General features: G+C 43.7%; 21 protein-coding genes. 4 read left to right on the top strand and 17 right to left on the bottom strand.

Annotation, left to right across the window (positions count from 1 at the left end):
- Positions 1-123: 123 nt before the first annotated feature.
- Positions 124-1,914 carry a YhgE/Pip domain-containing protein gene (locus ACXAF2_RS06740; protein WP_475137909.1) on the bottom strand — a complete coding sequence of 597 codons (1,791 nt, stop codon included), beginning with the start codon at positions 1,912-1,914 and terminating at the stop codon, positions 124-126.
- A 2-nt stretch (positions 1,915-1,916) separates the two neighbouring features.
- Entirely contained in the window at positions 1,917-3,974 is a 2,058-nt protein-coding gene (locus ACXAF2_RS06745; protein WP_475137910.1) for an efflux RND transporter permease subunit, read from the bottom strand.
- Positions 3,975-4,133: 159 nt separating this feature from the next.
- On the opposite strand from ACXAF2_RS06745, the gene ACXAF2_RS06750 reads away from it, so the two are divergent.
- Complete coding sequence (locus ACXAF2_RS06750; RefSeq protein WP_475137911.1) at positions 4,134-4,700, top strand: TetR/AcrR family transcriptional regulator; 567 nt, start codon at positions 4,134-4,136, stop codon at positions 4,698-4,700.
- A 97-nt stretch (positions 4,701-4,797) separates the two neighbouring features.
- Here the strand turns inward: ACXAF2_RS06750 and ACXAF2_RS06755 are convergent, their stop codons facing one another.
- From ACXAF2_RS06755 to ACXAF2_RS06765, 3 genes are all read right to left on the bottom strand, one after another.
- The gene (locus ACXAF2_RS06755; RefSeq protein WP_475137912.1) at positions 4,798-5,451 is read right to left on the bottom strand and encodes a YdbC family protein; all 654 of its coding nucleotides are present in this window, start codon (positions 5,449-5,451) and stop codon (positions 4,798-4,800) included.
- Positions 5,452-5,524: 73 nt separating this feature from the next.
- Positions 5,525-6,490: a quinone oxidoreductase family protein gene (locus ACXAF2_RS06760; RefSeq protein WP_475137913.1), complete on the bottom strand. Its 966-nt coding sequence runs from the start codon at positions 6,488-6,490 to the stop codon at positions 5,525-5,527.
- Positions 6,491-6,764: 274 nt separating this feature from the next.
- Entirely contained in the window at positions 6,765-6,917 is a 153-nt protein-coding gene (locus ACXAF2_RS06765; RefSeq protein WP_475137914.1) for a hypothetical protein, read from the bottom strand.
- A gap of 107 nt (positions 6,918-7,024) precedes the next feature.
- On the opposite strand from ACXAF2_RS06765, the gene ACXAF2_RS06770 reads away from it, so the two are divergent.
- Positions 7,025-7,477, top strand: a complete 453-nt coding sequence (locus ACXAF2_RS06770) for a universal stress protein (protein ID WP_475137915.1) — start codon at positions 7,025-7,027, stop codon at positions 7,475-7,477.
- A 62-nt stretch (positions 7,478-7,539) separates the two neighbouring features.
- Here the strand turns inward: ACXAF2_RS06770 and argH are convergent, their stop codons facing one another.
- Both argH and ACXAF2_RS06780 read right to left on the bottom strand, forming a co-directional pair.
- Positions 7,540-8,934, bottom strand: a complete 1,395-nt coding sequence (argH, locus tag ACXAF2_RS06775) for an argininosuccinate lyase (RefSeq protein WP_475137916.1) — start codon at positions 8,932-8,934, stop codon at positions 7,540-7,542.
- Positions 8,931-10,142: an argininosuccinate synthase gene (locus ACXAF2_RS06780; RefSeq protein WP_475137917.1), complete on the bottom strand. Its 1,212-nt coding sequence runs from the start codon at positions 10,140-10,142 to the stop codon at positions 8,931-8,933. Before ACXAF2_RS06780 ends, argH begins: the two co-directional genes overlap by 4 nt.
- A 210-nt stretch (positions 10,143-10,352) precedes the next feature.
- Between ACXAF2_RS06780 and ACXAF2_RS06785 the strand changes: the two genes are divergently transcribed.
- Positions 10,353-10,670 (top strand): hypothetical protein, encoded by a 318-nt coding sequence (locus ACXAF2_RS06785; protein ID WP_475137918.1) that lies wholly within the window; start codon positions 10,353-10,355, stop codon positions 10,668-10,670.
- A gap of 19 nt (positions 10,671-10,689) precedes the next feature.
- Here ACXAF2_RS06785 and ACXAF2_RS06790 read toward each other — a convergent pair whose 3' ends face one another.
- The 8 genes from ACXAF2_RS06790 to sppA all read right to left on the bottom strand — a co-directional run bounded on the left by ACXAF2_RS06790 (position 10,690) and on the right by sppA (position 18,926).
- Entirely contained in the window at positions 10,690-11,529 is an 840-nt protein-coding gene (locus ACXAF2_RS06790; RefSeq protein WP_475137919.1) for an EcsC family protein, read from the bottom strand.
- A 684-nt stretch (positions 11,530-12,213) separates the two neighbouring features.
- Entirely contained in the window at positions 12,214-13,407 is a 1,194-nt protein-coding gene (locus tag ACXAF2_RS06795; protein ID WP_148970924.1) for an acetate kinase, read from the bottom strand.
- A 636-nt stretch (positions 13,408-14,043) separates the two neighbouring features.
- Positions 14,044-15,027 (bottom strand): class I SAM-dependent methyltransferase, encoded by a 984-nt coding sequence (locus ACXAF2_RS06800; RefSeq protein ID WP_475139128.1) that lies wholly within the window; start codon positions 15,025-15,027, stop codon positions 14,044-14,046.
- 132 nt (positions 15,028-15,159) lie between these two features.
- Positions 15,160-15,660 (bottom strand): thiol peroxidase, encoded by a 501-nt coding sequence (gene tpx / locus ACXAF2_RS06805; RefSeq protein ID WP_148996118.1) that lies wholly within the window; start codon positions 15,658-15,660, stop codon positions 15,160-15,162.
- A 130-nt stretch (positions 15,661-15,790) separates the two neighbouring features.
- Positions 15,791-16,273, bottom strand: a complete 483-nt coding sequence (ytfJ, locus tag ACXAF2_RS06810) for a GerW family sporulation protein (RefSeq protein WP_475137920.1) — start codon at positions 16,271-16,273, stop codon at positions 15,791-15,793.
- 15 nt (positions 16,274-16,288) lie between these two features.
- A complete protein-coding gene (locus ACXAF2_RS06815) occupies positions 16,289-16,999 on the bottom strand; it encodes a DUF2953 domain-containing protein (protein ID WP_475137921.1) in 711 nt (236 codons plus the stop codon).
- 359 nt (positions 17,000-17,358) lie between these two features.
- On the bottom strand, positions 17,359-17,844 hold the full coding sequence (locus tag ACXAF2_RS06820) for an RDD family protein (protein ID WP_475139130.1): 486 nt from the start codon (positions 17,842-17,844) through the stop codon (positions 17,359-17,361).
- A gap of 71 nt (positions 17,845-17,915) precedes the next feature.
- Positions 17,916-18,926, bottom strand: a complete 1,011-nt coding sequence (sppA, locus tag ACXAF2_RS06825) for a signal peptide peptidase SppA (RefSeq protein WP_475137922.1) — start codon at positions 18,924-18,926, stop codon at positions 17,916-17,918.
- Between the two features lie 160 nt (positions 18,927-19,086).
- Here sppA and ACXAF2_RS06830 point away from each other — a divergent pair, with 160 nt between their 5' ends.
- Positions 19,087-19,887, top strand: a complete 801-nt coding sequence (locus ACXAF2_RS06830) for an NAD kinase (protein ID WP_475137923.1) — start codon at positions 19,087-19,089, stop codon at positions 19,885-19,887.
- A 166-nt stretch (positions 19,888-20,053) separates the two neighbouring features.
- Here ACXAF2_RS06830 and rarD read toward each other — a convergent pair whose 3' ends face one another.
- Both rarD and ACXAF2_RS06840 read right to left on the bottom strand, forming a co-directional pair.
- Positions 20,054-20,971, bottom strand: a complete 918-nt coding sequence (gene rarD, locus ACXAF2_RS06835; protein ID WP_475137924.1) for an EamA family transporter RarD — start codon at positions 20,969-20,971, stop codon at positions 20,054-20,056.
- A 73-nt stretch (positions 20,972-21,044) separates the two neighbouring features.
- Positions 21,045-22,646 (bottom strand): amidohydrolase, encoded by a 1,602-nt coding sequence (locus ACXAF2_RS06840; RefSeq protein ID WP_475137925.1) that lies wholly within the window; start codon positions 22,644-22,646, stop codon positions 21,045-21,047.
- Between the last annotated feature and the right edge of the window lie 604 nt (positions 22,647-23,250).

Here is a 23,250-nt window from a genome sequence, read left to right on the forward strand (position 1 = left end):
ACACCGTTCTTTCCCATACCAATTATTTCAAAATATTCAAATTTACACAATCTTTTATTCCACTAAAAAATGACACAAAGGTGCTACCAATCACCTTTGTGTCATTCATCAAATACGTTCAGCTTACTTAAACAAATCCATCAGCAGCTCCCAAAATCCTTTTTCTTTCTTCGGTTCTGCTTTCTTCGTTTCCTGTTCTTCTTTTTCGATGCTTTCTGTCTTGATCACAAATTGCACGGAAGATACTTTTTCATTTTTTGGGGAAACGAAGGATACTGGCTTGAAGTCGGATTTATCGTATTCAGCCATCATCTTATTGATTTCCTCTTGCATTTTGTCAGGAAGGTTTTTCGTTTCCTTATGCAATTCGCCCGTTCCACTGTGAAGGTCTGCGACTCCCCCTTCTAATTCGTTTGTACCTCCAGCCAGTTCAGCAATGCCGGAATGAAGCTTCCCGTACGAAGTGGATAACTGACCCACGCCTTCTGTATAGCGGACCAATCCGGAGTGGAAGTCACCGTAGTTGGCGGACAATTCACCCAGTCCTTTTTGCAGCTGGGCAAACCCGCTCATATCCGTTTCTTTCAAAGATGCAGACAGATTATTCGAGATGGAAGTCAGCTGTCCGCTCATCTCGTTCACGGAACCACTCACCTGATTCAAGGTCGGTTCCACAGCAGCGAAGGCTTCCTTGACACTTGCATAGGTCCCCTTCACTTTTTGCGCGGCTTGATGGGACTCCACCAGTTTATCCACTACCTGCCGGTCCGCTCCGCTTTCATATAATGCGGCAATCTCTTCTTCCGAAAGCTCGGAAGCAGGGATTCCCGCCATCGCACCGTCCAATGCAGCGTAGGCTGAAGAATAGTTCTTCTGCAGGGTCGATAACCCATTCGCGGCTTGTGTCAGGCCATCTGCCAATTGCGTCAAACCAGCCGGCAGTTCATTCAAAGCTGATAAGTCCATTTCAGCAGGATTTGAAGCCAGTGACTGATTGATGGTTCTCAGTGCATCACCGATAGAATTCGAGGCTCCGACAATTTGAGACGAAGAACCGTTCAATTCACTGATGCCATTTTGATATTGTGCCGAACCGTCACGCAGGCTCGCTGCTCCCTCGTTCAATTGGGTTACACCACTTTTCAAATTGGCCACCCCGGTATTTAACTTCCCGATGGCATCTGATAGTTCCGATATGTCATCCGTCATACCTTCTGTACCCGTCGTATCGATTGGGAGTGTGGAAGGGACCGCCGCAATTTGAACACCATCGAACTCAAAGTCCTCTACATCCGCTTCCACTTTTAGCTTTTTCTCTTTTCCAGGCATGACCGTAAAGGTGATTTGCTTATTCTTCCCAGCATTCGCCACCATTCCGTCTGCCGCTTCGATGTTCTCATACGTATTCGGCAGGTTCAGGGAAATCTGCAATAAATAATTTTCATAGAATACAGTACCTGCATTCGTATTTTCAGCAGTATCGATGTTGATTTCGAGATGTCCGCTTTTACCTGCAAGTTGTGATGGGTCGATTTTATTCCCATCCAAGCTATATGATATCGTCACATCCCATGGTAACTTTGTATCTTCTTTCATGTTTCCTTGATACGTGAACTTTCCTTCTGGGGCATCCATTTCAATCTTCTGCCCCTCAACCTCAAGCTTCTTCAGATCCGTCAGATTCTTGACGCTGCTGAATTCCCCATAATCGAGGATCTTTCCGGCACGAGCTACGTCCAAGGTATTCACGACATAGATAGAATCCAGTTCTCCAGCTGCATTCAGTGTCGCATACACGACTTCATCCTTGGACGTGACCTTTCCTTCCGTTGCCGCTTGGGCTGGTACACTAAGAAATGAAGGCAAGAATAGCATCAATGCGAGTGCAGAATAACGTAATTGTTTTTTTCTCATCATCATTTCTCCTCATAATAGTTTGCTTTATAGGTTGTTTTCTTAATGACTTTATCGAATACCAAGAGCATCGCGGGCAGGACAAGCAGGACCATGATAAAGGCTAGCAGCGCCCCCCTGCCCATCAATAGACCGATGGATCCAACGATCGGATTGGAAGAGGTGATCCACAGAATAAAGCCGACACTCGAAAGGATCGCTGCCGAAATCGAAATCGAGAATGTCTTCTCATCAAGGGTTCTCACCATTGCTTCTTTAGCAGGCATTTCCTTGCGATAATGGGTATAAGCCTCTGTGAATAAAATTCCATAATCGACCGTCGCGGCAAGCTGTACCGTACTGATGATCAAGTACCCCACAAACACAAGAGGTGTATTCGTGAAGTATGGAATCGATAAATTGATCCATACGGCCGCTTCAATCGTGATGAGCAGCACCACCGGAATCGTAATCGATTTAAAGCTTAACAGAAGCACAAGGGCAATCGTCACGACCGTCAGCACATTCACGACCACATTATCCTTGTTGACGGTATTCTTGATATCATAAAGCGTCACGCTCTCTCCCAGCGCCAGAGCTTCATCCCCGTAATAATCCGCCGCCGCTTTTTCCACCTTCTCTACGATGGCAAATGGAACCTCTCCTTCCGTACCCTGGTTCGTGTTAATGACGATCCGGCTATAATTTTCAGAGTAGAATTCATCCGTGATCGATTTATCCAGATAGTCAGGCGGGATCTCAGAACCAACCTGATTCACATACGCCATGACTCCTGTCACATAATCAAGGGATTCGATGTCCTCCACGAGCTCCCTTTCTTTTGCCGTATCTCCTTTGGGAACTAAAAGCACGAGGGGGGTCGTTTCACCAAACGCCTCTTCCACCTTCTTAAAGTCACTCCCGACACGGGTGTTTTCCGGCTGCTCACCTGACCCGTAAATAAATGAAGTATTCGTTTGCCCAAGGAAGGCAGGGACCAGAATCGCAAATACAAAAATCAGGCTCGGAACCTTCAACTTCAATACCTTGTTCCCGATACCCCTGAAGCTCGGTACAAAGCTCTTATGTTTCGTCTTATCCATCCATTTATAGAAAACAAGCGTCAGTGCAGGCAGGAACACCATCACACTGATAAAGCTCAGGACGATCCCCTTTACAAGGTTCACCCCGAGATCCGAGCCGATCTGGAACTCCATGAACGTAAGGGCGATAAATCCGAAGAACGTCGTTGCTGCACTTGCCGTGATTGCAGGGAACGACTTCTTCATCGCCAGCTTCATTGCTTCTTCAGGATCATCCGTCACTTTCCGGTAATCGGAAAAGCTATGAAGCAGGAACACCGCGTAATCAAGCGACACTGCCAGCTGCAGGATCGGCGCAACCGACTGGGTGACGAAGGAAACCTCCCCGAGGAAGATATTCGTTCCCAGGTTGATGAGGACCGACACCCCGATCGCCGTCAGGAAGAAAAGTGGTTCAACCCACGAAGTCGTTGAGACGACCAGAATCAATATAATGAGGGGTACCAGTAACATCCCGGCATACATCGATTCACTTCCGGCCATTTTCTGAGAACTTGCCGTATTGGCCGCTTCACCGGCAATCGCACCATCACTACCAATCAGTTCATAGATTTCATCGGTGATCCGCACCTCATCGCCGGTAGCGACACTGATGGAAAACAGCGCATTCTGATCACTATAGTAATTCTCGACTGTCTCCTTGTCCGCCACTTCCAACGGCGTCTTCAGGTCGACCATATCATCCAGCCACATCACATCCGATACTCCGTCTATGGCTTCCAGCTTTTCTTTATAGTCCAGTGCCTCCTGGATCGTCACACCCGTCACCATGACCCGCGTATCGGGGACGTCACCCGTGAACTCCTTTTCCATGATGTCCATGGCCTGTGTCGACTGGGCATCATCGGGCAAATAATCGACCATATTATAATTGACCTTCACAAAAAACTGCGCCGCCGTTGACAACACCGTCACCAGCATGAACGCAACCAGAACAGCTTTCTTATGCTTTATGATCCAAGATGCAATATTTATCATCTTTCATCCTCTCTTGTCTCTTTCACATTTTCACATTATCATTATAATAAACACCGTGTTGGATATTCAACGGACAGTTGCATAAGGAATGTTCAATACTCAACACATCACTCACCTGTGTTGTGTAACTCAGAAAAAGCAGGAAAGGAACGTTGATCGTTGAACTCAAAAATGGACCGACGAAAAAAATATACACGCATGGTTTTAAAAGAAAGCCTTTTGAAACTGCTGCAGACTAAATCAATCTCAAGCATCACCATCAAAGAAATCTGCGAAACGGCAGACATCAACCGATCCACCTATTATGCCCACTATTCAAACCAATACGAACTGCTTGAGGCAATCGAAGAAGAATTCATCGAGGACCTGACCGTCACATTGGGTAAATACAACTTCTCAAAAGAAGAAGAAGCCCTCCAAATGACCGAAAAGCTATTCGAATACATCGCCGATAAAAGCGCCATCTGTGAGGCCCTCCTCAGCGAAAACACCGATATGTACTTTCTCAAAAAAGGGATGATCATCACCCACGAATTCATCTTCAAAAACTGGATCACCGAAAGCCGGATCGATCAAGAAACCTATGAATACATCAATATGTTCATGGTGAGCGGAAGTATTCATGTCATCAAAAATTGGGTGGAGAATGGTATGGATAAGACCCCTGAAGAGATGGCGGGGATCTTGCACCGGTTTATTAATCGGGGGTTGTCAGGAGTGAGGTAAAAATATTGGACACAAGAAAATAGCCTACCCGAAGACGTTATTAGATAAAGCTTTTGGGTAGGCTATTTTATCTTTATATACATGAGGATGCTCATATTCAAGTACCGTTAGTACATGGAAGTACCCGCCACGCTTCTTCAAGCACAAGTTCTTCTCCCTTTATCTCCTGCACATCGGTTTGGGTTTTAGTTACAGTAACGAATTCCGGAAAATGCTTTTCCATATACACTTGATGGAATCTCTCATTTTCCCAACAGGTAAACACCAGAAAATCTCTCATTCTCTTTCTAGAAATAGCAAATGTTCCTCCAAGCAACCCTTCAGCTGTGCTCATTCCTGGAGTCAAAATCGTTTTTTGCCTATCAATAAAATGATCTCCATGTCCAGGTTTCACTAGTGCCCTGGCCACTCGAACATATTTACCTTTCTCTAAAACATGAGTTATCCTCTTTTCCAAACCAGGGATCGTAATACTTTCCTCATATAAAGATACATCTATAGACGTATAGGTACTCGATTGATTTGAATGGAGAAGGATTTCGTCATGTGCCTTATCCTTAAAATAATGATAGGTTTCTTGATTTTCCCAAAAACCAAAAATACAAGCTGTGTTTGGGTCCTCTTTACTCCATCCACCAACCTGACCCAAGAATCCGTTCAGCGGACTCATCGCTTTCCATAGTTTCTGTTCTTCGAAAAAATCTTCCTTCCTTTCCTCGTTCACTTTACACGTAATCACTTTAATCAACATAGTACTGACTCCCTACTAAGAAATTTCAAGGGCAACGGTGTTCTCTTAATCTTAAAAATCGTTCTAAGAAAATTTATACCTTAATCAACACTTTCCCCTCATAATCACGACTCTCTATCAATTCATGCGCTTTTGCTGCATCTCTCAAATCAAAGATCTGTGCGACGGGCAGGATGACTTTCTCGGAGGCAAATAACTTTATAACCTCATCAACAACAGGAGCTAAAAGTTCCGGTCGATGTTTCCTGGTCGTTCCTAAGCTGAAGCCTTTTACATTTCTGCAGGAACTATGAACATCGCTTGTTTTAAAGGTACCGGCTTTTCCACTGCTGTTGCCGAATTGAACAAGGGTTCCATATAGTCCCAAACACTCGAGACTCCTGGTAGTGACTTCACCTGCTACTGAATCGAAAATTACATTTGCTCCTTGATCATATGTTTTCTTTAGAACTTCCTCTGTAAACGAGTCGTATGTACAAACGAGATCTGCCCCTAAGTTCTTTACATAGTTTTCTTTCCGGATGTTCCCCACTGTTGCAATGATCTTCTTTACCCCTGCCAGTTTTGCTAATTGTACAAGCATTGAACCAACACCACCGGCAGCACTATGAATGACGATCGTATCGCTCTTTTTCACTTGACCGACTTCATGTAAGAGAAGATAAGACAAGATTGATACGGTCGGCATGGTAGCAGCCTGTTCAAGAGGAAGACTGTCTGGGATCTTAAACACCAATTGTTTATTTGCCTTCACATATTCTGCGTATGAGCCACCTATGGGAAAGGCGATGACACGGTCTCCGACAGAAAAAGGAGACGATTTTCCCGCCTTCACAATGGTGCCAGAAACATCCAACCCAAGGGTGAAGGGGAAGTTACCCTTCACTTTAGTTCCTTTCCGCGACTTGATATCTGCATAATTCACACTGGTAAATGCGGTTTTTATCAACACTTCATCTTCCGTTATTTCCGGGCATTTCACATCCGTGAATACAAGTACATCTGAATGTCCGAACTCATTTTGAATAACTGCTTTCATTAATGTAACTCCCTTATACAACAAAGTAGAATCTCCTGTATAACATATTTTCCCATCAATTACTCTTCATTCTACTGTAAAAAGGGGCATTGGAATAATATGAAAACTGAAAGGACAATCATAACATTCTCTTATTGATATAAGAAAAAGCAGTCCATCATATCCAATAAAAAGCAAGCAGGAAAATATCCTGCTTGCTCTCGACTGCCTTTATTCAGCTTCATTTATATTACCCTAAGTATGGAAGGATGTACAAAAAAGGTATCTTTACTACCTACTTCTGATTCTCTTCATTCTCATACGTGCCATATTGACCATTTTCCGTATCAATGACACCGCTTGTATAAGAATCCATGATCTGCTGGCTCACCTGTTCATTTGCCTGCTCATCATACGAAAACTGCTCTTTCGGATCCCTCTTCTTCATGTCGATTCCCCCTTATATTAAGTGATCTATTCCCTTATATTGTTCGAAAATTGGCTACAGATATGAGTGGAAAAATATAGTATGATAAAGGTAAGGAGGGGATAACAATGAGTTTAAAATATCAGAACATATTAGTAGCTGTAGACGGATCCAAAGAAGCCGAATGGGCTTTCAAAAAAGGGATTGCCATTGCTAAACGGAATGATGCGATTCTTTCACTCATACACGTGATCGATACCCGTTCCTTCGCAGCAATCGAATCCTATGATCGGACGGTAGGAGAAAGAGCTATCAAGTATGCTGAAGAATTGTTAGAAGAGTACAAAGCAGAAGCTGCAGAAGCAGGGTTAACTAAAGTGAAAACCTATGTCGAGTACGGCTCCCCGAAAGTGATCATCCCAAGAGAAGCAACAAAGAACGTAGGAGCAGACCTTGTCATATGCGGCGCAACCGGACTCAACGCCGTCGAACGATTCCTCATCGGAAGTGTGTCAGAGCATATCACACGAGCTGCCCATTGTGATGTTCTTGTTGTAAGAACAGAAGAAGTAGATGAGTAAGTTTATAAAAAATAAGAGAGCGGTTGAATGTAGATTGTCACTACGTTCAACCGCTCTCTTTTCTAGACTGATTGAGCAGTAAAGGTTTTCAAATGAGCTTTCCCCTTCTCAATCTGGACCTTCACTTGTTCAAACCCGGTACCACCATACGACTTCCTTCTTTCAACAGCAGAATACGGAGTCAAAATTGAATAAATATCTTCTTCAATCAGTGAAGAAAATTCACCGTACTCCTCCAAAGAAACATCCTTCAGATAGCAGCCTTTTTCAATACAATAGAGAACCAGCTTCCCGACGATTTCATGGGCTTGTCTGAACGGAATCCCTTTCGTCGCCAAGTAATCGGCAAGTTCCGTCGCATTGGAGAAATCATTTCCTACCGCTTCTTCCATTTGTTTCGTGTTCACTTTCATCGTAGAGATCATTCCAGTGAAAATCTTCAGGGATCCCACCACCGTTTTAACGGTATCAAACATGCCTTCCTTGTCTTCCTGCATATCCTTGTTGTACGCAAGGGGCAAGCCTTTCAAGACGGTAAGAAGAGAAATAAGATTCCCATTCACTCTTCCTGTCTTCCCTCTGACAAGCTCCGCCATATCCGGGTTTTTCTTTTGCGGCATGATGCTGCTACCTGTCGTGAAGCTGTCATCAAGTTCGATGAATCGAAACTCTTCCGTGGACCACAGAATCATTTCTTCCGCTAAACGGGAAAGATGCGTCATCATAATCGAGCTGTTGCTCAGGAATTCCAGGATGAAATCACGATCACTTACGGCATCGAGACTGTTTTCATAGCATGAACCGAAGCCGAGGAGCACTGCTGAATATTCCCGGTCTATCGGGAATGTCGTCCCAGCCAGTGCCCCTGCGCCCAATGGGGATATGTCAATTCTCTTGAGAGAGTCAACGAGACGCTCCTTATCCCGATTGATCATCCAGAAATAGCACATCAGATGATGAGCGAAAGAGATCGGCTGGGCACGTTGAAGATGAGTATATCCAGGAATGATCGTTTCTACATTTTCTGCCGCTTGAAGGATAATCGCCTCCTGAAGGTCCTCAACAAGTTTCACGATCTCCTCCACGCGTCTCTTTAGAAATAGATGCATGTCGGTCGCGATCTGGTCATTACGACTTCTGCCTGTATGAAGTTTACCGCCGACCTCACCGATTAAATCAATCAGCTGCTTCTCCAAATTCAGGTGGATATCTTCATACTCCACAGAAAACTGAAGTTCATTCTTTTCGGCCTTTCCGTACAGCACATGAAGTCCGCCAAGGATTTGATCCGCTTCACTCACCGTCAAAATACCGCATTTCTTTAACATTTTCACATGGGCGATGCTGCCTTCAATATCTTCTAGAACGAGCTCCTGATCGAAAGAGATGGATGCGTTGAATTCATCCACCCACTCTTCCGGCTTCTTTGTGAAACGTCCTCCCCAGAGCTTGCTCATAGAGTCACTTTCTCCTTCTTTTCAGCGTTGACCATTGCTGAAACCTTTGTCGGCAGACCCCATAATTGAATGAATCCAACGGCTGCATCATGATCGAATTCATCTGCTTTTGTATAGGTTGCGAGCTTTTCATCATATAAGGAATTCGGTGATTTTCTTCCTTCCACGATCGCATGACCCTTGAACAACTTTACGCGTACGACACCATTCACATACACCTGAGTTTGATCAAGGAATGCTTTCAGTGCTTTATTCAGTGGTGAAAACCATAATCCTTCATAAATCAATTCCGTCATTTTCTTCTCGATCACAGGTTTGTAATGTGCAAGCTCTTTCACAAGCGTGAGGTCTTCCAGCTCCTTATGTGCCTTTAACAGCGTGACCGCAGCTGGACACTCATACACTTCACGTGACTTGATTCCGACCAGGCGGTTCTCCACATGATCGATACGCCCGACCCCATGCTTACCAGCGATGACATTCAGTTTGGCAATGATCTCATGCAGCGGATATGCGACATGATTCAATTCAACAGGTACACCATGAGAGAATGTAATCTCTACCACATCACCTTCGTTTGGTGACTCTTCAATACTGGACGTTAAATCATATGCATCCTCCGGTGGGGCAGCCCATGGATCCTCAAGAACACCACATTCATTGCTTCTTCCCCATAAGTTCTGATCGATGCTGTAAGGAGAATCAAGATTGATCGGAATCGGAATGCCCTTGACCTTCGCATATTCAATCTCTTCTTCACGTGACCATTTCCATTCGCGAACCGGTGCAATCACTTCTAAATGAGGATTCAATGCAGCGATGGATACTTCAAATCTCACCTGGTCATTCCCTTTCCCTGTACATCCATGTGCGACCGCCGTAGCATTTTCCTGCTCAGCGATTTCCACAAGTTTCTTGGCAATCAAAGGTCTTGATAGAGCAGATACCAGTGGATATTTTCCTTCGTACAGGGCGTGACTTTGTAAGGCAAGAAGGGCATATTCATTTGCAAATTCTTCCTTGGCATCAATCACAAAGCTTTTTGAAGCTCCTACTTTCAGTGCCTTCGCTTGAACAAAATCTAAATCTTTTCCTTCCCCGACATCCAGGCAACATGCAATCACTTCATATCCTTTTTCCTTTAACCATTGAACCGCGACTGACGTATCTAAACCACCTGAGTAGGCTAATACCACTTTTTTATTCATCCGTATCTCCTCCTGTTGATTTTATATAAAATGAATATTTATTCTTTAAGATGAATTTATATTAGCAGTTAATGAGAGATACATCAATACTTATTCATAAATTTGTATAAATATTTTATCAGTGGAATGTGAGATTCGCTTTGTACTGGGCTTGTCGGTTATTTTATTGTAGGATGAAAGGAGAATGAAACGTAAGGAGCATCCACATAGATGAAGAACGAATTTTTTTCATATAATTCAAGGCTAGGAATTCAACTTCCCCGGTTGTCGAAGGATTGGACTTCTTATTCTTCTCAAGAACAAGAAATGGTACTTCTAGAATGGGAGCGCGTGCGGGGAATGATTCCTGACCGGATCCAGGAAATAGAAGTGGAGATTGAGAGACTGCAGGCGGAATTAGCTCAGGAAGACCATTTCGACAGATCCTGCATGATCAATGGAGAGATTTCCGAGAGAGCTTCAGAGATCAATGATTTATGGATTTGGTATCGGACCACTCCGGATAAAACACAAAGGGGAATGATGTGAGCACATCATTCCCCTTTGTTTATTGGTCATTTTTCTTTTCACGTAAATAGCGGTACTGATAATATTTTTCCGCAAAATCGGTAATTTTTCTGGAAAGCTGATAATTCGAACCCGCTCCGATGGCGATGCTGACAAGAGGCAGACCGGACCACTTCTTCCCTTTGAACATAGTGATGGCCATAGCTTTAAGCGCCTGCTTCATGGATCCTTCCAGCCACGTGTAGTCCGTCAGCTGCTCCGATCCATCATAGAAGTAATTGCTGTCCTTCTTATTTAAATCCTCCATCAAATCTTCCCACGCAAGGGCACGTAGCCTTGCCGGTAAGGTAGCCGCATGAAACACCTTCAGTGACGTCATCATTTCAAACGGGGTCTGAACATCAAAACCATAGGTGATGGCAATGAGCTGCACCGAACGAAGATTGATGACGAGCATGGCAGGCAGATCCGAACCGATCGCCACCAGGCCGCCGGTCCCCGTCACCCCCCCTTGTAACAGAGAGTAGATGCGATGTCGTCCCGCATGCTGTTCCGCTATGTAATGAAGCTGATCAATCGTTAAATAATGAAGATCCTCGACCGTCTGAATGTCTTGATTAAAGGCTCGTGCCGTCACAAGGATGCGCTCACGGGCATCATTTTGCATCTGTGAACCTTGAATAAGAGAGTGCATGTGGAACAACCAGCCATCCAGCCGTTGGAAAAATTGAGCCTGAACATCTTCAGGGATGGATTCAAATGCGTAATCCAACCATTTCACATATGTATGCTCCAAATCATTCGCTTCGTATTCAAATAATTCTGCTCTCCACGCTTTAATCGACTGCCATACCTGATTATCTCGTTCTGACCAATTCACTTCTCCCACTCCTTTTACATTCGTTAAATTACGTATAGTATACCATATATGGGGAGGACAACACTTATCCGCGAGGAAGTATATTGAATACTCTGTCATTTATTTTTATGAAAGGCTCTTTTAGCAAAGATTTTTGTTTTTTAGCATAGAATCTGCAAGGGCTCTGTCAACCAGGTTTATGCTTGATGGTGAGGGGAACTGCTCCGCTTGCAGCTAGCGTTCGGCCGAGCCTCCTCAGCTTCGCTTCCGGGGTCTCGACACGACCGTACTTCCGCAGGAGTCTGCGCAGTTCCCCTCACCATCTTTAACAGTTTTTTCATGACAGAGCTTCAAGGTGTGCAAGAAACCAGAAAAAATAATCCTTCTTCCTTAAAAGGAAAATCACTCTCTACTTACCTTAAATGAGATTGTTTGCTAAAATTCTTGTTTTAAATTGTTTTCCGTTAAGAATTCATGCTCAGAAAGTTGATTGGAGCGGAAGGATGCTCGACTCCTGCGGGAATAGCTGGACAGGTGAGACCCCGGAGGCGCAGCCGAGGAGGCTCACCGCCAGCCCCGCGGAAAGCGAGCATCCTGGAGCGGAAATCAACTATTACTTTCTCCTCTACAATAACAACAAACTATGCGAAAATAGCCCTATTAAAAAAACAGGATCCCCCCGAAAGGCGATCCTGCGTAAGTTTATTAGATATTCCCTTTTTCCACTACATCACGTGCAATCATGACTTCTTCGTTTGTTGGAATGATCATGACTTTTACAGGTGAATGCGGGTAGTTAACGAATGCTTCTTTACCGCGGACCTGATTACGTGCCGGATCCCAGTATACGCCCATGAATTCCAAGCCTTGAAGGACTCTTTCACGGATCAGCGTACTGTTTTCACCGATACCTGCTGTGAAGACAATTGCGTCTACACCGTACATGCGGGATGCATAAGAACCGATGTATTTATGGATACGGTTGGCGAACACTTCAAGAGCCAGTTCCGCTCGCTCGTTTCCTTCAGAAGCCTGTTGTTCGATATCACGAAGGTCACTTGAGAACCCGGATACACCAAGCATACCGGATTTCTTATTCAGGATGTTCAATACTTCATCAGCCGTTGAACCCGTTTTCTCCATGATGAACGGGATAAGGGCCGGGTCGATATTACCTGAACGAGTTCCCATGGCAACACCAGCTAGTGGAGTGAAGCCCATTGATGTATCGATGGATTTACCGCCTTCGATCGCTGCGATACTCGCACCATTCCCAAGGTGACAAGAAATCAAGCGGACTTGCTCTTTCGGACGGCCAAGCATTTCCGCAGCACGCTCGGATACATACTTATGGGAAGTACCGTGGAAACCATACTTACGGATTCCGTAATCTTCATAGTACTCATAAGGAAGGCTGTATAAGAACGAGCTTTCCGGCATGGATTGATGGAACGCTGTATCAAAGACAGCAACCGCAGGTACATTCGGCAATACATTATGGAATGCCTTGATACCCGTCAGGTTTGCCGGGTTATGAAGTGGAGCCAGATCAGACAGTTCTTCGATCTTAGACACTACTTCGTCGGTGATCAGAACGGATTCATTAAAGACCTCGCCGCCATGTACGACACGATGTCCGATCCCGTCGATTTCATCAAGTGAATCGATGATGCCAAAGCCTGTCAGCTTTTCAAGCAGCATCTTAACAGCCACTTCATGGTTCGGGATATCTGTCACTTCTTCACGCTTCTCATCATTCACCGTTATATTAAATACCGCATCATTCAGTCCGATACGTTCAATAAGACCTTTAGTAATGACCGTTTCTTCAGGCATATCAAAAAGCTGAAACTTTAAAGAAGAGCTTCCAGCATTAATTGCAATCACTTTTTTTGCCACGTTGTATCGCTCCTTTTGTTTTCGATCTCTTGACTCTTATTTATTCTGTTCATTGAATCATTTTTTATCTCTCAATTCCCCATTAAATCACTGACTCCCCCCTATTTCAAGAAAAAGCTTGAAATGACATCGTTTTCATGTTAAATTAAATATTTTCGCAAAAATTAGAAAAAGAAAAGCGTAGACGGCTTGGTCAGTCCCGACAAGCATAAGGCGAGAACACCGGAAAGGCGCCCTTTGCCTTTTTGGTGTTCTTGACTTATGACCTCGAGCCTCTAAGCCCCGGAGCTGGACAATTCGAAAAGCGGAGGGGCTTTGCCCAGAGACCAATCTATCAAAATAAGGGGAAAATTTCCTCTTATTGAGGAATGATGCTAGAAATATGGAGTAAATAGGGGGAATGAATCCGCCTATTTAATCCAAAAGCATGAAAACGGACCATTCTACGTTACCTTAACCGGAAAAACTCCCCTTATATCCCCCGAAACTGACCCTGCTTTGCAGGATAACCGGAAAATCTCCCCTTATTAAAACAACCCTCTATACACCAACAAAAAAAGCAGTCTCATTCAGTTACGAATAGGACTGCTCATTGGTGTGTTTATTTAGTTTTAGTATTTGCCAAAAGGCAGTCTACTATTTATTTTGTGCAAGCCACTGATCGATCTTAGACATGATGTCCTGCAGGGCTCGTTGATTCGATAGGCTTGGCAGCTGGGCAAGCAATACTTCTTTAGGTGGCTTCAGGCCATCTTTTTTCTTTTGAAGGACCAGGATGCTTTTCGCTGAGTTTTTGTTTTTGAACAGGGAAAGAGGCAGCTGTAGGAAGCCTTGGATGTCTGCCTTTTCTTTCAAATACGTTTGCAGCTGTGCACTGTATGGAGATTCGAAAAGTCCATTTGGCACGATGAAGAAAAGGTATCCTCCGTCTTTCGTGTGCTTCAGGCTTTGTTCCATAAACAGATGATGGGCATATGAATGGCCTTCTTCTGCTTTCAGCTCATAGTCCTGTGCACGTAAATCGTTCGGGTAATAACCGATTGGCAGATCACACAACACAAGGTCTACAGGATCGATGAACAGCGGTTCGATTGAATCCTGATTAAAGAGCTGTAGTGGATGTTTTTGAAGATCCGCTCCTACGTAAGCGAGTTTGATCAATACCTCATCAATTTCGACCCCGATGGATTGTGTTTCTTTTCCTGGCATTTGATTCAATACCGTCGTCAGGAGGTTTCCTGTTCCGATCGCCGGATCCAGGATGGTGAGTTTGTCCATGCCCCGAGTAAATTTATTGACTAAGTAGCTGATAAATAAACCAAGTGAGTCCGGTGTCATTTGATGATTCGGCTGTACGTTTTCTTTCATTCCTTTTAGGATCGCAAACTGAAAGGCTTTACGGATATTTTCATTCTCCAGCTGAGAAAGATTCACTTCATCGTACTTTTTGTTCAAACGCTTCTTGGTCAGTTCACTTACTTCTTCTTGCAGGACGTCACCCTGAAATAGGTTTTCTCCTGTTTCCGCAACGGCTTCTAAATAGCTGCATGCTAATTCCTCTTGCAGCAGTGTAGCCGTTTCATCGATTATTCCAAATAATGATTCGACTGGCGAATTAATCATCGGCACTCATTCCTTTATCACAATTTCATTCATCTATTTTACCTTTGTCCATACCGTTTGTAAAAAAAACAATGCTGACCATGGGTAATTCAGGTCAGCATGTCTAAGCATTGTTCAGTTGGGACGGAATTATTTAGCGTTCTTCACTGCTTCAACGGCAGCGTCATAATCCGGGTGGTTCGTTGCTTCGCTCACATATTCCACATATGTCACTTCATCGTTGCTGTTTACCACGAACACAGCACGTGCAAGCAGACGAAGCTCTTGGATGTGTACGCCGAATGCTTCACCGAAAGAAAGATCGCGGTGATCGGAAAGCGTTTGAACGTTCTCGATACCGTTTGCTCCACACCAGCGCTTCTGAGCGAATGGAAGATCCACAGAAATCGTCAATACTTCTACATTATCAAACTTGGTTGCTTCTTCATTGAATTTACGTGTTTGGGCATCACAAACTCCTGTATCGATGGAAGGAACGACACTGATCAAACGCACCTTGCCTTTGGAATCATTCAGTGTGACTTCCGATAAATCATTAGCTAATACTGTGAAGTTAGGAGCTTTGTCCCCTACTTTTACCTCATTACCTAATAGAGTGACAGGGTTATTCTTAAATGTAATGTTTGCCATTATTTGTTCCTCCTCCATAATAATATGTACATGTTTATAGTACAGAAAAAAGATACGGTAAAGCAAATCATAGGGGTTCTTTTCAAAAAAAAAGATGAGCTCACTCATACTCGAGTAAGCTCTCTATCTTTTACAGATCAAGTTTTTGATTGTGATTACCCTGACTGTTATTGTCCTGCTTGTTATCGTCCTTTTTCATCATACCCTGGATCTTTTCGATGGCACCGGGAGCTAGGTCCAGCAGGCGATCGATCAGATGAGTGCTTTCATCTAAATGAAGCATCTTGATTCCTTTTGAACTGACGATCAAGAACGCGATCGGAGTGATGGAGACACCGCCCCCGCTACCTCCACCGAATGGCTGCTGCTTCTGGGATGATTGATTGCTTCCGCTATCTCCGCCTTTTCCGCCACCATCATCTTTTCCTTTGCCACCATCAATGATGAATTCACTTCCGCCTGCAGCAAATCCAAAGCCAACCTTTGATACTGTCAGGATGACACTTCCATCGGGTGTTTCAACGGGATCACCGATAATCGTATTCACATCGATCATTTCTTTTAAATTTTCCATTGCCGTGGTCATTAGACCTTCAATAGGATGTTCTGACATGTAAAGACCTCCTTATTATACTGAATGTTTTTCTCCAGAAAGTGTGGAAAGGGGCTTTGTCTTAAACTTAGCCATACCGCCTCTCCAATACCGAAGTATCTTGAAACCTACTAGGATAGCATTCCCTATGCGAAACTGGATAATACATGAAAATTGCGTTTGGATCACAGCATGCTGGAACGTCGGAGTCACCTCTATGACGGGCATGGACTGAAGGCGCATATACCCGCTCAGAATGCCGATGATACTTCCTTTCATCCCCCAGATCGTCCCTGTTAACGTACCTGTTGAAGCTGCATCACCAGTGCCGAATAACGTTTTCCAATGCACATGATCCAGTTTGACTTTCTTGAGAAACGACCGGATGATTCTGTGAAGTGACTGGACATGGATGATGATCTCCTTCGTATCATTCAAACTATCTATAAAATCATTTGGAGTGATTTTCTTTTTAGAAGTCTTTTTATTTGATGGATTGCTTTCATTGCCTTTTTTCGTTTCTTCCTCAAACACGATATTCGGTCCATCGTCATCGAGTTTGACTAATGGGATATCGATTGTATATTTTAGCAAGCCAAACCATGCCCTAAGCTTCACCTTGAAATGGTCATTATCATTCCCATGGTACAGCGAGAGAGTAACGGTAAGCTTCGTAATAATCAGAAGAAATAAGATCAACAAGATAAGTGCCATAACAATTAGTAAAGTCCAAATCCACCAGCTCATATTTTCACACCCTTCAACCTCTTATTATGGCCTTTGCCTGGGAAAATAAACTAGCGGGGAGAGATTTTGTATGAGGATCGGGCTTGTATCATGAGGAAAAGAGAAATATTTGATGAATATTGGGGCACTTGAGGATAATCTGAACGTCTGCTTTTTTATCATTGCGTCGTTTCCCATTGGAATTGCGTCGTATTATCAATTATTGCGTCTATTCTAGCGTTATTGCGTCGTTTTTCAATTAATTGCGTCATTCTTAACGGTTATTGCGTCGTTTTACATTTAATGTAAATCCTCGACACTTCTCTCAATAAAAAAAACCAAACCCATATAAACAGGTTTGGTTTCAAAACAATAATGATTTAAATCGCCGGCTTAAACTCCAGCTGCTTCTTTTCCTGAACCACCGTCGTATCAGCGAACAAATCATGTATTCCTTGTTTTTTATTCGTAAAGGCTACCACCACGTAGAGAATAAAGATCGTGGTAGAGATAAAACGGCCGATCAGCTCTCTAAATAGAATCGTTCCCCACGAAGGCTTCCTTCCTTTTAAATCGATGACCCTAATGCCGAACACCATTTTACCGATCGTTTGGCTGAAGTATTTCGTCATCAACATAAAGTAGCCATAGAAGACGATACTCGTTAATATCGAAATCGGTGCAAACATGGAGCCTTCTGAAAGTGAAATATCCAATAGCTTAAAGATTGGATTAACTACTAATCGTGTAATGCTGCCAATCACGATAAGGTCCAGTAAGTACGCCCAGAACCTTATCCAAAATCCTGCTAAGTAATATCCATCGTGATTCACGGGCCTTGATTGATCATGAGAAGGGGGATCGATTTCGATTCGCTCCCGCTCTTCATCATGTTGTACAGAACGATCTTGTGTGTCACTCACTTCATTCACCTTCCTTATTCAGAGTATAGATACATTAATCGCGGAGAATTCGGCTTAGATAGCAGCTTCATTAATGCCGCTGCTTCCATGTCCTGCCCTATCATTTTCTTTGCACCCATACTGAAGAATTCTGAGAAAGGATCGCCTGCAGTATATTCAAATACTTGAGCATCTTTTAGCTTATAATCTTTTTTCATGGCATCAATGGTATCCTCCACATAGCCGAATTCGTCAATCAGATTGACTTCTTTCGCCTGGATTCCATCATATACTCTTCCGTCTGCGATTTTCTTGACTTCTGCTTCTGACATATCACGGCCACTCGCAATGACATCGACGAAGCCTTCATAGGAATTATCGATCATGGATTGAAGAATCTTTCTCTCTTCTTCCGTCATTTCACGTGTCGGGCTCATGATGTCTTTGTACGGTCCGCTCTTGATGGTCACGAAATCGACTCCATATTTCTCTGCGAGTTCCGAGTAGTTGATGCTTTGCATGATGACACCGAGTGAACCGGTCAGTGTTTCTTTGCTGGCGAATATTTTCGTAGCCGGTGCAGATATGTAGTAACCTCCGGAAGCTGCCGTGCCCCCCATTGATACATAAATCGGCTTTTTCGCTTTATCCATGATTTCTACAAGCTTCGAATGGATCTGCGCACTCTCCACTACGCCGCCACCTGGGGAATTTACTTTTAAAATAATCCCTTTGACAGATTTATCTTTTTGAACCGCATCCAGCTTATCCATAAAGAGTTCATGGTTGTATCCCGGGCTTTCAAATAGAGAATTAGCGCCACCCGTATCCTGAATGACACCCTCTACTTCTAACACAGCAATTCGTTTCTGGGCATTCCCCTCATCAATCACTTCTTCTGAAAAAGGGTTGTCTGTTGCGCCAAGCATGTCTTCAAATGCTTTATTAAAATCACCAGTCGCCGCAGATGTAGCGAAATTGACTAAAACAGAAACAAAGAATAACCCAACAGCAATACCTAATGCCGTCCATCTTTTTGCATTCATCTTGTATATTCCTCCCTTGTTTACCCTATCTTATGTAAGGATATAAATATCATTCTCATGTGAAAACATGATAGAATATTCACTAAGTTAGATTCTAGCAAAATTTCATGGAAATGGGAAAAATTATCTTATTTTTTATTTCAGGGAGGTACTACATACGATGAATAACCGTCGAAATATTTATTTCTATGCCTTAAATGAAAAAGGGATGCAAGCAAAGCTGGACCGATTATACGAGCTTGCCAATCGTTATGATTTCAACATTGTCGATTCTCCAAAGACAGCGAATATCATCGTCAGCATCGGAGGGGATGGAACGTTTCTTCAAGCCGTCCGCCAAACCGGCTTCAGACAGGATTGCTTGTATGCAGGTGTTTCTACAGGTGGCACCCTGAGTATGTATTGTGACTTCCATATTGATGACACATCCAAAATGATTGAAGCGATGACAACCGAGCAAATCGAGGTACGCAAATATCCGACCATTGAAATTACCGTCGATAACCAGACCTCCTTCCATTGCCTGAATGAATTCAGCATCCGCTCCGGCATCATCAAAACCTTCGTCATGGATGTTTTCATCGATGATAATCATTTTGAAACGTTCCGTGGAGACGGGATGATCATTGCGACTCCGACGGGAAGTACGGCTTATAATAAATCGGTCAGCGGAGCCGTGGTGGATCCGATGCTGCCTTGCATTCAAGTGAGTGAGATGGCGTCCTTGAATAATAACCGATATCGTACGCTTGGGTCTTCCTTCATTCTTAGCGACAAGCGCCGCTTGGTTCTTAAAATCGTTCAGGACGGGAATGACTACCCTGCAATGGGGATGGACAATGAGGCTCTCAGCATTCAACACGTAGAAAAAGTCGAAGCGAAGTTAAGTGACAAAATCATCAAAACGGTTAAATTGAAGGATAATTCGTTCTGGGAGAAAGTGAAGCGTTCGTTCTTATAAAATAATGGGGTTCTGAATGGGTATCAGAACCCCATTTTCCTCTCTGTTGTGCCAAAATCAGGCCAACTTGTGCCACTTTCCCCGTTTGTTGTGCCAAATGGTGAACAAACCAAGGTCCGTCCCTATACAAAAAGCTCCAGCACATGCTGGAGCTTTTTGCATTTTATCAAGCGGATAATCTCGCTTCCCGTCTTCGCTTTCTGGCGTACTGCACTCTTGAAGCCGTGAAGATGGTTAAGGCGAGCCATATGAACATGAACGAGATGAGATGGGTGAATGAGAAGGTTTCGTCATAGACCCATATGCCGAGTATCAACGTGAGGGTCGGTGCAATGTATTGCAGGAATCCGACCATATAAAGCGGGATTTGTTGAGCACCCTTTGAAAAGAATAATAAAGGGATGGCGGTTACTGCCCCGGCACCGATCAATAAGAGGTCCGTCCCTAACGATACATGGAATAGGGACACGGAACCTTCATTGTACATGTAGCCTAGGTAGAGTAGGGACACTGGAGCGATGGTCAGGGTTTCCAGGGTCAGACCGATGGATGATTCGACCTGGATGAGCTTTTTGGCTAATCCGTATAGTCCGAAAGAGAATGCAAGACCGATGGCGATCCATGGGAATTCCCCATAGGAGATCGTGAGGATCAGAACCCCTATCGCGGCCAATCCAAATGAGACCATTTGGGCTTTTGACAAGCTTTCCTTCAGGATGAATACCCCTAACAAAACGCTCACCAAGGGGTTGATGTAATACCCCAGGCTCGCTTCCACCATTTGATTTGTATTCACGGCCCATATATAAATGAACCAGTTCGTACTGATCAATAAAGAAGCAAGGAGTAAAGCAAACAGCTGCTTCTTTTTCGTAAGAGATGTTTTCAAATATAAGGAAAAGTCCTTCCAGCGTTTACTGACGAATAAAAATAAGAGCATAAACCAAAAGGACCAAAAAATGCGGTTAGCGAGAATTTCATAGGCGGAAACATGATTCAACCATTTCCAATAGATCGGGAGAATTCCCCATAAAAAATAGGAAAAAGCCGTGTAGATGATTCCAGCTTGATCGTTTTGCTTCATAAAAACACCCCCAAAACTATTTCTATTTCCGAAATATCTCCATTATATCCATGAAAAGTTTTGGGGGCAATGATTATTTATTTTTTTTATAAACGATGGTCTCGTCCACCACCGTCATATCTACTACTTTGTTTAACAATTGATCGGGATCCACTTTGAACGGATCGATATCTAAAACGGTAAAGTCCGCTGTAAATCCTTCCCGTATCTGCCCTCTGTCACTTTCGTGGTGACAGGCATAGGCACTTCCCTTAGTAAACAGGGAGAGGGCTTCATACATCGTAAGCTTTTCTTCGGGACGATACTCTGTTTTGTCAGGATCCAATGGATTCGTTCTCGTAACTGCCGCATGGATTCCCCAAAGAGGATTAATCGGCTCGATTGGCGCATCAGATCCACCGGCACATGGAATGCCTTCCTCAAGAAGTGTTTTCCACGCATAGTTATACTGCATGTTTTCCTCTCCAAGTCTTTCGACTACCCAAGGAAAATCCGACGCAACAAACCTTGGTTGAATATCAAGAATTAACGGAAGATCCTTTATCTTCTCGATCAGCTCTTTACGCAGAATTTGGGCATGAATGAGTCGATCCCGTCTTCCAAAGTGAGATGGCACTTTCATGATGCTATCGAGTACATTTTCAAAAGCCTGATCACCAATCGTATGAACGGCAATCGGAAGATCATACTTTCTAGCCTTCTTCACAAGCTCAAGAAGTTTTTCGTTTGTATGGATGCTGACTCCGCTTGTGCTTGGGTCATCGGCATATGGATAGCTTAATAGGGCAGTCCGGCCGCCTAAAGCCCCATCAGCAAAGATCTTCATGGCACCGAATTCAATAAATTGATTGCCGCTGAGGAAATGGTGACCATCTTCCTTCCAATCTTCAATCACTTCATGATGAACCAATAGATGTGCCCTGAATTTCTTTTTGCCCTCGGTGATCGTCTTTACAAATGCATCATACGTCTTCTTAAAGTTCCCATAGTAGCTTAAATCTTCTGTATGTCCACCTACCAGTCCGTGCTCCCAGCAGCTTTCGATTCCTTTTGTCAGGGCACCTACAAGATACTCTAAGGAGATGGCTGGTAATGCATCGATCATCAGATCCTGAGCCTTATCCTTTAACAATCCGTTTAATGCACCGGCATCATCCCTCTCAATCAATCCACCGGAAGGATCGGGAGTCTCCTCATCGATACCTGCATTCTTTAGAGCGAGTGAATTCACTACCATGGCATGACGGCAAATGCGTTTCAGAAGTACAGGATGATCCGGTACGACTTCATCAATTTCCTGCTTGGTTAAAACCGCCGCATCACTCCAAAGGTTTTCGTTCCAGCCTTCGCCAATGACCCATTCTCCTTTTTCAAGGCCTTTTGCTTTTTCTTTTATTGCCTCTAGTACTTCCTGCTTACTATTCATACTGGAAAGATCCAGCCTCATTAACGTTTCGCCATGCCCGATCAGATGCATGTGACTATCGACAAACCCGGGAAACATCACTTTTTGCCCAAGATCTACTTCGGACTCAATCGTGAATTGTTCATTCTTCGCCAGGTCGTCAGATGAGCCGATTCCTTTGATGACCCCATCTTCCGTGTAGACCGCTTCAACGTGATGTCCTTCCTCTTGCATTGTGTAAATGATTCCGTTTTTCCATAAAGTGCCCATGATGTTTACCCCTTCTTTATAAAAAAATTCTGTTTTTCAAATGTACCATATTATAGGAGGAATCTGAAAGAGAAAGGTTTTTTTCATAAAGTTCTTTTCACAAAGTTCGTTGCTATCTTAAGTAAGAAAGTAGTAGTTGATTTCCGCTCCAGGATGCTCGCTTTCCGCGGGGCTGGCGGTGAGCCTCCTCGGCTGCGCCTGCGGGGTCTCACCTGTCCAGCTATTCCCGCAGGAGTCGAGCCTCCTTCCGCTCCAATCAACTTTCTAAGAATGTTTTAAAAAAAGAAATCCATAAAATCAAAAGCTTTTAGAAAACATTTGCCGATTACCACATACTGATTGAGAGAGTTCAAGCAGACCTTATGTTATAAACCACAATCTTTGCTAAAAGAATTTTTTACAAAAATGAGGCTGAGACAATTATGTTTTAGCAAATGTAAAACCCGAACTTTATGGCTTTAATATCGCCAAATAAGTTCGGGTTTTAATCTTAATTTATACTTAGGTGTTGCTCTTTCCAGCGGTTGATTGGAGTGCAAGACGAAGACTCCTGCGGGAAAAGTAGCTTATGTGAGACCCCGCAGGCTTGCCGAGGAGGCTCACG

The organism is Rossellomorea sp. ABR4_004 (assembly GCF_056159585.1).